This window comes from Haemophilus parainfluenzae, from assembly GCF_003252725.1.
Lineage (GTDB): Bacteria > Pseudomonadota > Gammaproteobacteria > Enterobacterales > Pasteurellaceae > Haemophilus_D > Haemophilus_D parainfluenzae_L.
Genome location: NZ_QEPO01000012.1, coordinates 1 through 9,456, shown reverse-complemented (window position 1 = coordinate 9,456; position 9,456 = coordinate 1). Strand labels below are relative to the sequence as shown.

Annotated in this window: 14 protein-coding genes; all 14 read left to right on the top strand. The window is 43.3% G+C overall.

Annotated features, from left to right (window positions below; translation table 11 throughout):
- Nucleotides 1–17: 17 nt before the first annotated feature.
- The 14 genes from DPV85_RS09510 (at nt 18) to DPV85_RS09450 (ending at nt 9,303) form a co-directional block, all read left to right on the top strand.
- Complete coding sequence (locus DPV85_RS09510; RefSeq protein WP_048750473.1) at nt 18–251, top strand: tail protein X; 234 nt, start codon at nt 18–20, stop codon at nt 249–251.
- Nucleotides 244–1,314, top strand: a complete 1,071-nt coding sequence (locus tag DPV85_RS09505; protein ID WP_111327835.1) for a phage late control D family protein — start codon at nt 244–246, stop codon at nt 1,312–1,314. Before DPV85_RS09510 ends, DPV85_RS09505 begins: the two co-directional genes overlap by 8 nt.
- Nucleotides 1,315–1,863: a phage baseplate assembly protein V gene (locus tag DPV85_RS09500; protein WP_111327834.1), complete on the top strand. Its 549-nt coding sequence runs from the start codon at nt 1,315–1,317 to the stop codon at nt 1,861–1,863.
- Between the two features lie 59 nt (nt 1,864–1,922).
- A complete protein-coding gene (locus DPV85_RS09495; RefSeq protein WP_111327833.1) occupies nt 1,923–2,288 on the top strand; it encodes a GPW/gp25 family protein in 366 nt (121 codons plus the stop codon).
- Nucleotides 2,285–3,391, top strand: a complete 1,107-nt coding sequence (locus DPV85_RS09490; protein WP_111327832.1) for a baseplate assembly protein — start codon at nt 2,285–2,287, stop codon at nt 3,389–3,391. Before DPV85_RS09495 ends, DPV85_RS09490 begins: the two co-directional genes overlap by 4 nt.
- Entirely contained in the window at nt 3,384–3,950 is a 567-nt protein-coding gene (locus tag DPV85_RS09485) for a phage tail protein (RefSeq protein ID WP_111327831.1), read from the top strand. Before DPV85_RS09490 ends, DPV85_RS09485 begins: the two co-directional genes overlap by 8 nt.
- 92 nt (nt 3,951–4,042) lie before the next feature.
- Nucleotides 4,043–5,707 carry a tail fiber protein gene (locus tag DPV85_RS10015; RefSeq protein ID WP_243584690.1) on the top strand — a complete coding sequence of 555 codons (1,665 nt, stop codon included), beginning with the start codon at nt 4,043–4,045 and terminating at the stop codon, nt 5,705–5,707.
- Nucleotide 5,708: 1 nt separating this feature from the next.
- Complete coding sequence (locus DPV85_RS09475) at nt 5,709–6,317, top strand: hypothetical protein (RefSeq protein WP_111327829.1); 609 nt, start codon at nt 5,709–5,711, stop codon at nt 6,315–6,317.
- On the top strand, nt 6,310–6,798 hold the full coding sequence (locus DPV85_RS09470) for an enoyl-CoA hydratase (RefSeq protein ID WP_111327828.1): 489 nt from the start codon (nt 6,310–6,312) through the stop codon (nt 6,796–6,798). The genes DPV85_RS09475 and DPV85_RS09470 overlap by 8 nt, the downstream gene beginning before the upstream one ends.
- The gene (locus tag DPV85_RS09465) at nt 6,791–7,171 is read left to right on the top strand and encodes a hypothetical protein (protein WP_111327827.1); all 381 of its coding nucleotides are present in this window, start codon (nt 6,791–6,793) and stop codon (nt 7,169–7,171) included. The genes DPV85_RS09470 and DPV85_RS09465 overlap by 8 nt, the downstream gene beginning before the upstream one ends.
- A complete protein-coding gene (locus DPV85_RS10030) occupies nt 7,164–7,295 on the top strand; it encodes a hypothetical protein (RefSeq protein ID WP_275042126.1) in 132 nt (43 codons plus the stop codon). The genes DPV85_RS09465 and DPV85_RS10030 overlap by 8 nt, the downstream gene beginning before the upstream one ends.
- A 7-nt stretch (nt 7,296–7,302) precedes the next feature.
- Nucleotides 7,303–7,689 carry a hypothetical protein gene (locus tag DPV85_RS09460; protein WP_111327826.1) on the top strand — a complete coding sequence of 129 codons (387 nt, stop codon included), beginning with the start codon at nt 7,303–7,305 and terminating at the stop codon, nt 7,687–7,689.
- Nucleotides 7,689–8,366, top strand: coding sequence for a hypothetical protein (locus DPV85_RS09455; RefSeq protein WP_111327825.1), 678 nt, complete (start codon nt 7,689–7,691; stop codon nt 8,364–8,366). The genes DPV85_RS09460 and DPV85_RS09455 overlap by 1 nt, the downstream gene beginning before the upstream one ends.
- Nucleotides 8,367–8,472: 106 nt before the next feature.
- Nucleotides 8,473–9,303 carry a hypothetical protein gene (locus DPV85_RS09450; protein WP_207798045.1) on the top strand — a complete coding sequence of 277 codons (831 nt, stop codon included), beginning with the start codon at nt 8,473–8,475 and terminating at the stop codon, nt 9,301–9,303.
- Nucleotides 9,304–9,456 lie beyond the last annotated feature (153 nt).

Sequence of the window (9,456 nt, the reverse complement as noted above, 5' to 3'; positions counted from 1 at the left end):
AGATGAGGACGTAATTGATGACACAACAGACCGTACTTAAACATACCGTAAAACAAGGCGAGCGTTGGGATAATCTTGCCTATTACTACTATGGCAACGCATTGGACTTTGAACGCATTATTAATGCCAACCCACACATAGGATTGTGCGAAGTGCTGCCAACAGGGGCAACGGTTTATATTCCGGTGCTAAATATTAAGCCTACAAACAATGAATCAATGCCGCCGTGGTTGAGAGGTAATAATGAATAGTAACGTGCCAACCCCTGACTTTTCCATTTTATACGAAAAAACCAATATTACCGCTGACATTGAGCCGCACTTAATTGAGCTTGCCTACACCGATAACCTTGAGGGCGAGTCAGACGAGCTAACGCTAACGTTTGAGGATATTAGCGGGAAATGGGTGCGCCAGTGGTATCCAACGCAAGGGGATAAATTAAAGGCGGCTATTGGTTATAAAGGGGCGCTGCTGGCTGATATTGGGGCGTTTGAAATTGACGAGGTGGAATATAACTACCGACCATCATATATTCAAATCAAGGCGTTGAGTACGGGGGTTGGAAAGGCAAATCGCACGTTAAAGCCTAAAGCCTATGAAAACACAACGCTCAAGCAAATAGTGGGCATTATTGCAGAAAAATTAAAGCTAAAAGTAGTCGGGACAATTAAGCCAATCCCGGTTAAGCGCGTGACGCAATATCAAGAGCGCGATGTTGAGTTTTTGGCAAGATTGGCAAGAGAATATCATCACAGCTTTAAGATAGTGGGTGATCAGCTTGTGTTCACGGATAAAGATGAGCTAGGCAAAGAAGAAGCCGTGGCGGCGCTTGAAGAACGAGATACGATATCGATTACCTTGCGCGATAGAATCAAGGATACGGCCAAGGAAGTTGATGTGAGTGGATATGATGCCGCCGGGAAAAAAGTCATCAAGAAGCGTAAGAAAGCAAAGCCGCTGCGCGAAAAGATGAAACAAGCCCAGGCTGCAAGCGGGGACACGCTGAAGATTGTCACCCGTGGGGAAACCCAGGAGCAGATTGATGCGCGTGCCGATGCCGCGTTGGCCGAACAAAACGACGACCAAACCGCGGGAAATATCACGCTGGTCGGCAATCCTAAGCTCGTGGCCGGCAGCACAATATTACTTCGCAACCTTGGCATTTTTAGTGGAAAATATTTGATAAAGTCATCCCGGCATAGCATTACCCGGGGCGGAGGCTATATCACAAGTATTGAAGTACGCATGTTAGAGTTTATCCCGGATGATTTACTTAGCACTGGCGCACTAACTGAAAATCAAACGGGGGAATAAATGAAAACGCATGACTTTGGGGCAACTTATCAAGAAGGCATTATTTCCGCTGTGGATGCTACGAACCATAAAGTGCGGTGTAAAATTCCCGCGCTTGAAGATTTAGAAACAGCCTGGTTGTCTTATTTAACCACTAATGCTGGCGGGAATCAGTTTTATTGTCTGCCTGATGTTGGCGAATTGGTGGCATTGTTACTTGATGCGCGCGGGGAAGGTGGCTGCGTATTGGGGGCAATTTACAACGAGAAAGACACCACGCCAGCGAATGATAGCAACATGTGGGTGAAAAAATTCACAAACGGCACGGTGATTTCGCATAATCGAAAAACAGGCGAGATTAATATCAATACAAGCGGAAGCGTTATCGTAACAGCGGGCGGCGGTGTAACAATCAATGCTGATACGTCAATTACCGGTAAACTAGCAGTGTCAGGGAAAATCACGTCTGGCACTGAAGTATCTGCTCCAAAAGTTAAACAAGGCTCTATTGAGCTTGGCACTCACAAACACCCAGGCGACTCCGGCGGTAAAACAGGCCTTCCGGAATAGCCCACTTCTTTAAATCGCTTTAAAAGCACTCTTCGCCATAGCCTTGTATCATCAAGGCTATGAACACACAAAGCACCCTTATCACAACACACTGGCAGCTTGCACCTAACATTGAAAATCAAGTTGTGCAAGGTATTGATGACATCCATCAATGTATTGGCCACATCCTTTCAACAATGAAAGGGACGGATGTGTTGCGACCTGAATTTGGCAGTGATCACTTTCAATATATCGACCAGCCGGAAGATATTGCAATCCCAAACATCGTGCGCGAGGTTACATTAGCACTTCAGCGCTGGGAGAAAAGAATTAATGTTGACTCGGTCAATGTAGAAGGGACTGCCCCGCACTTTGAATTTTTAATTTTTTGGTCACTTACAGAAGACGTGCATCGTGAAATTTACGCCACAAGGATTACCGGATGAATAGAAATGAAGTGAAAGTCGTAGACGACAATGTTGAGAGCGTTTTAAGTGAAGCGATATCTCAGTATGAAAAACGCACCGGGAAAATCTTACAACCAGCGCACATTGAGCGTTTGCTTATTAATGTTTATGCCATGCGTGAAAGCCTGGCAAGACAAGGCATTAATGAAGCGTTTCGTCAAACATTCCCGCAATTTGCCACCGGTCTTGCGTTGGATTTATGCGGTGAAACGTTTGGCTGTTATAGATTACTCGAACGCCCGGCGCGCACCATTTTGCGTTTTAGCATTAACGGTGAACATCCGTCCGTGGTTATTCCAAAAGGCACACGTGTTTCAGTCACTGATGACATTGAATTTGTCACGCTAAATGATGATGTAATTACCCCGCTTATTTCTTATGTTGAAATTGAGGCGGCTTGTAATAAACCTGGCGCGGTTGGTAACGGTTGGGAGCGTGGCCGAATAAAAACGCTTAAAAGTGAAATCAACTTCGCTGGCAAAATAGCTGTCACTAACATTGATGTGCCAAGTGGTGGTTTATTGCGCGAAGAAGATGATCCATACCGAGCACGAATTCTTGCCGCGCCGGAAGCGTTTACCAGTTGTGGTTCAATCGCCGCGTACGATTATCACACCCGCGCCGTTTCTCAAGATATTGCGGATGTTAATGTATCAAACCCGCGAGGCGGGCTTGTGAGAATCACCGTCCTAACTAAAACAGGGCTGCCTGACAGACGTCTTTTAAATGATGTAAAAGAATATGTCAGTCCTGAGCGCCGCCGCCCGTTATGCGATACGGTGGAGGTTATTGCGCCAACGAAGCGAGATTATCAAATCACTGCGATATTGACATTACTTGATGGTTATCGTGAAGACGTGGTTAAGGCTAAGGCGCGTGATGCGTTACAACTCTACCTGTCTGACAAAACGAAAAAACTAGGAGTTGATGTTGTGCCGTCCGCAATTATTAGCGCACTGCGAGTTGAAGGCGTGTATGACGTTAATTTAACTGCCCCAGCAAAAATTGTAGTGGGTGAAACAGAATGGGCAAACTGCACAGGGATTAATATAGAGGCCGCCCAGGAGCGCAGTAATGGCTAATTTAACGTATGCGGATGTCATTGAACGAGAGGCAAAATACAAAGCGCTGGCCGACCTAAGCCTAGGCTTGAATAAACTCGAAAACAGCAAAGTGATGACAACTCTGGTCGAGTTAATTGATGATGATTTTATCTCATTACTTGCAGAAAAATGGAGTGTGACGGGCTATGACGGGGAGTTTATTACGGGGGACGATAATTCTAAACGAAGTTTAATTCGAGTCGCAATCGAGCTTCATAGATATAAAGGAACACCGTGGTCAATTCGTGAAGTCTGCCGCCGGTTAGGATTCGGCGAGATTGAGATTGACGAGGGGTTAAAAGCGCGGACTTATAATCACAAGTTTGTTCAGACCATTCCGTTAAGTGATAAATGGGCTTATTACGCTATCAGACTTAATCAGCCAATCTCAAACGAACAAGCGGCGCACTTGCGCAAAGTGTTGCGTAATTTTACCCCGGCGAGATGCACGTTAGCCGTGCTTGATTATAAATCAGTGGCGTTCTTATACAACAATAAAGTGCGATATAACGGCACTTATAACCACGGTTCAAACTAGATTTAAAGCTAATTTAAAGGACAGTTATGGCAAATTTAAAAGAACAAGACAAATGGGAAGACGGAGTCTATCGAATTGAAGAAAACGACCCTGTGCTTGGCGGTGAGAATGGCGTTACAAATAGACCCATCAAACAGCTGGCCAATCGCACATCCTGGCTTAAAAAAGCTTTAGAGTTATTGGGCAAAAAGTCTGCGCCGAAAGATTTGACCGCGACCAGTGTTAGTGCGGTTCAAGCTGATGGCCATACTCATAAGTTACCTATTGGGACTACATCTGAAAAAGGCGTTGTTAAACTTAACTCACAACTTGCAAATAATAGCGAGCAAGAAGCCGCAACCCCAAAAGCCGTAAAAGCGGCGTACGATAAGGGGGTGGAAGCAAAAGCAGCAGCGGATGCGGCGCAAAAAACAGCAAATGATGGCGTATCAAAAGCGAATAACGCCCAGCGTTCTGCAGACAATGCACAAAAAACAGCAAATGATGGCGTATCAAAAGCGAATAACGCCCAGAGTTCTGCAGACAATGCACAAAAAACAGCAAATGATGGCGTATCAAAAGCGAATAACGCCCAGAGTTCTGCAGACAATGCACAAAAAACAGCAAATGATGGCGTATCAAAAGCGAATAACGCCCAGCGTTCTGCAGACAATGCACAAAAAACAGCAAATGATGGCGTATCAAAAGCGAATAACGCCCAGCGTTCTGCAGACAATGCCAACACCAATGCAAACGGTCGAGTGTCTAAAAGCGGTGATACGATTGACGGTAATTTAAGAATAAATGGTAAAGATAATACATGGAGCAAGTTGCTGCTTGGTACACAAGTAGGTTTTTGGGAGCTAGAAGTCCACCCAGATTCACACAACCAAGCAAACCGCCGCTTCAATATGGTGTATGCCGGTGATTCGAGAGTTTACTTGACATTCCCAACTATCGGGGAGAATGGTGACACAGTAGCATATAGAAGCTGGGCGGTGAATAAAAGTGGGGATACTATGACAGGTATCCTACGCACAGTCGGAATTGCATCCAAGCAGTTTGGGGTTGGGGATTACAATTCGCAATATGACAGTGGTGCGCCTTTTATGGTTGAAGAAACAGGTTCGGTAAACCGATCCGCTTACCATCCTTTCATAAAAGGGCGTGTGCGGTCGAAAAACCACTATGGCGCAGCGCTATCTTTTGGCTACACAACCAAGCAAGGTAGTGGTGACGGGTTCGGCCGAGGCATTATCCAGCTGATTGAGGATAATGGTAACCAAAAATTTTGGGCGTTTGAGCATAATGGCGATTTTTTATCAACCGCTGATGTTAAAACTAGCAGCGGCGCTAGTCTTAATGAGGCTATCCAATCTGACAAAATATCTCATGCAACGACTGGTACAGCAAAAAATAAAGTTGCGAGCGAATATGCGCTAGGCGAACTCCATAAACAACTACAGGTAAATGAAAAAGTGGTGTGGCAAGGGTCTAGCAATAATGCCATAACTGTGAATTTGCCTTTTGAAAATGGAGTCTTATTTGTTTGCGTAACAAAATCATGGGGCTCGGGGACGGTTAATAACATGTGGCTGGCCGCCCCTATCGGTAATAGCCATGATACTGCGATTGGTGACCAGGACGCCGGTGGGTCTGCGGGGGACTATGATTTTTCGATGTCGTTAATAATTACCAAAAAAGGTAAAGCAGTAACCCTTACGCCAGGAGGCGCTCGTAAACCTGTTATTAAGAAGGTAGTTGTTGTAGGAGTGTAAAATGAAAGTTTATTTTTTAAAAGAAAACATCTGTGAATACGTTATTTTTCCAGCACCGGATGATTTGGAACGATACTTTGAGTTGGAAGTTGACCCGGAACAAAATTTGGAGGACTACACCCCAATAATAAAAGGCGACAAAATTCTATTAGTTGAAAAACAGCCTACCGTAGACCATGTTTGGAATGGTAACAGTTGGGTGATTCCACCGGAAAAACAGGCCGCTCTAGCTGCGGACAAACAAGTGAAGTTGATTGCTGAAATTGATGAGAGAGCTGCAAAAATTTACAGCACTTGGACTCGCTTTGAATCTGAGTACCGTGAGCGCCAAGCCGCTGCGGAAGCCTTTAAAAAAGCAAACTATCAAGGCGAATGCAGCCGATATATCACAGACTTTGCCAAACGTGCCGGGTTAAATAACCAAGCTGCAACCGATTTAATTTTGGTGCAAGCGGCTGGGCTTGAAAAATTACAGTTAGAGCTTGCCAACCAGCGAATGCGTAAATACGAGCTTAAAGTGCCGGGATTGACAATCGAAAAAATGCAGTCCATTCACGATGACATTATTAAGCAAATGGATGCATTGATGGAGGCTTATAACAATGGCTAACCGTATCTATCTCGCTTTTTATAAGCATAAACGCAGCTTCTTAAAAGAGCCTTTTAAAGCCTTGGCCGATGCGGTGACGCGTTTTTTTACAAAGGGTAAATACTCACACTGCGAGATAGCGATTGAGCGCATGGAATTCGTCCACGGCGATCATTATGAGCACATTACGGTTTTTGATTGCTATTCAGCGTCCGTGCGCGATGGCGGCGTTCGCTGTAAGCAGATTGATTTATCTGACGCGGATAAGTGGAATTTAGTCTTGCTAGATAACGTAACAGAAGCGCAGATTAAATCTTATTTCAACCGCACAACTGGCGCTAAATATGACTGGTGGGGTGCGTTAGGCATTGTGCTTGGAATTAAGCAAAAACGAAGCAAATATTTTTGTTCAGAATGGTGCTTTAACGCAATTTATAACAGCGAAGATGGTTGGCGTTTTAGCCCAAACCAACTTGCAGCGATGGTGCATAAAAATGGATAAAACAACGATTAACCTTTACCGTGGTGATGACGAGGAATGTATTGTTCGCCTGTTTGAAAAACAGCCGGATAAAACATTAAAACCACTCGATTTGAGTGATATGGCACGCTTTGATTTATGGGCGAAAGTCCGAAACAACGCCGTGCTAACGCTATCATCCACAACAGGTGAAATCGAAGTTATAGATGCTCCAGGCGGTGTTTTAAAAGTTACGTTTAGTCACAGTTTAACAAAAGACGCAACGTGGTCTCAAGCGGACTATGATTTACAGGCGGTATCTAATAAAGGACGGGTTAAAACGCCAATTAGAGGCGGGAGAATTAACCTTCAATTTGATGTAACACCTGATATGACAGAGGCGCGTAATGGATGACATTGTTGCAGTGGTTGACCCACCCCAAGAAATAGTGGCGGTAGTCGAAAAAGGTGAAGTTATATATCAAAGTGACGACGACTTACCAGATTTATTAACCATTTATGAGTTAGCCAAAATATAGGAGCACTATGGAAAATCAAAACCATAAAAAAATAGTTGATGCAATCAAGGCCATCGGCGCGGATTATAAAAGTCTGCATGAGGCAATATCTGCAATTCAAACTCAACAAGGCAGCGGAGAACAAGCTACGCTCACTAAAATTAACGAGTTAATTAGCCAGGCAGAAACACGTATTTTAAATAAAATTAAAGGCGGTGAGCTTTCTGAAGATTTAGATACGTTGTTTGAAATTGCGGCCAAAATTGGAGAACTTGTGTCAGATAAGTCTGTTCGCGAAGCTCTAACTAGCACTCTGCAAGAGATCAAAACTAACGTTACAAATCTTCAAAGCTGGCAAACAGAAATGGATAACTTAGACCTAGTGGGTGAGTACAATAAAGCTAAGGCATCATAATGGCGCTAAAAGAACAACTGACAAGTCTCATTCCTTTAATTGCTCAAGATGTTAAAGATAAAGGCAGTTCGTCCGTGTTAATTCAAGGCAACGGGAGACCAGATAAACCTGACACAACAAGGTTTCTTAATGGGTCTAACGTTTATGAAAATAAGATTAAAGGTAATGAGCCAAACGGAACTTTTTATAACTCAACAAACGGTGCAGGCGTTGGAGCATACCTATGGCAAAAGCAAAATGGACAGTGGACTGTTATATCGGGTGATACAGGTATTAGACGACTATCTAACATTTCTGTAAATATTAAAGAAGGGGCTATTCATTTAAGACGAGTGAATAACAGAGTTGAGTGTTCTTTCTATGCGGGGCGTTGGGACACTATTTCTTTTTACGGGAGCAGTAATCCTAAATTCACGAGGAAAAATCACGCCAAGCGAATGGATATTTTACCCCCTCCGAGAATACCAGTTGGCTTCCGTACACGCACGCCTATTATGCTTCCGTTTTATAGCGATGACGGCGATGAAATTGCTACTGTATATGTTGCTAGTATAGGCGATAGAGCTTATATTGAGTTAAGATTTAGGGATAAAGTACCAACAACAGACCTTGATTATATGCGTCTTCCAGTCGTCAGTTGGATAACTGACGACCCATTCCCTGATACTTTGCCTTAATTAAATAAAATGCTGTCAATTTTTGCTGCGGTTTACAAGGAATAATAATGACAAACAAACAAACAAACAAACAAACAAACAAACAAACAAACAAATGGAGTGTACTATGTTTAAACAAGCACCACTACCGTTTGTTGGGCAAAAGCGAATGTTTTTAAAACACTTCGAGGAAGTATTAAACGCCAACATTACGAATGATGGCGATGGCTGGACTATCATTGATACATTCGGCGGTAGCGGTTTATTAAGCCATGTAGCTAAACATCTCAAGCCTAAAGCACGCGTAATCTATAATGACTTTGATGGATACGCTGAGCGATTGATGCATATTGATGACATTAATGCGCTTCGCGCACAGCTTTACGCGGTAGTTGGTAACGCTACGCAAAAAAACAAAAGATTGACGAAGGATTGTAAGGCAGAATGCATCAAAATCATTCAGAATTTCAAAGGTTATATTGACCTGAATTGTCTAGCGAGCTGGCTTCTATTTAGCGGCCAACAAGTGGCAACATTAGACGACTTATTTCAGAACGATTTTTGGCATTGTGTTAGACAGTCTGATTATCCGAAAGCGGATGGATATTTAGACGGGCTTGAGATTACGCGCGAGTCATTCCACACGCTTTTGCCTAAATTTAGCGGCGACCCTAAAGCCTTATTCGTTCTAGATCCACCATATTTATGCACTCGTCAGGAAAGCTATAAACAGGCGACATACTTTGATTTAATCGACTTCCTCCGATTAATCAACATTACTCGACCGCCTTATATTTTCTTCAGCTCAACGAAGTCGGAGTTTGTGCGGTTTATTGAGTATATGGTAGAAGATCAGGTTGATAATTGGGAGGCTTTTTACAACTCCAAGCGCGTTGTTGTTAAGGCTTCAGCAAGTTATTCCGGGAAGTACGAAGATAACATGGTTTATAAGTTTTAATACTTAAAATTTAAACGCCCTTTAATGATGATTTAAAGGGCGTTTTTATTTCTCAAAATTCGTGGATTTTAACCGCTAAAGATGAGAAACTTGAATTGTTTTAAATTTCTCACATTTAGCGGTTACGTTTCTCAAAATTCGCGAACGGCAACA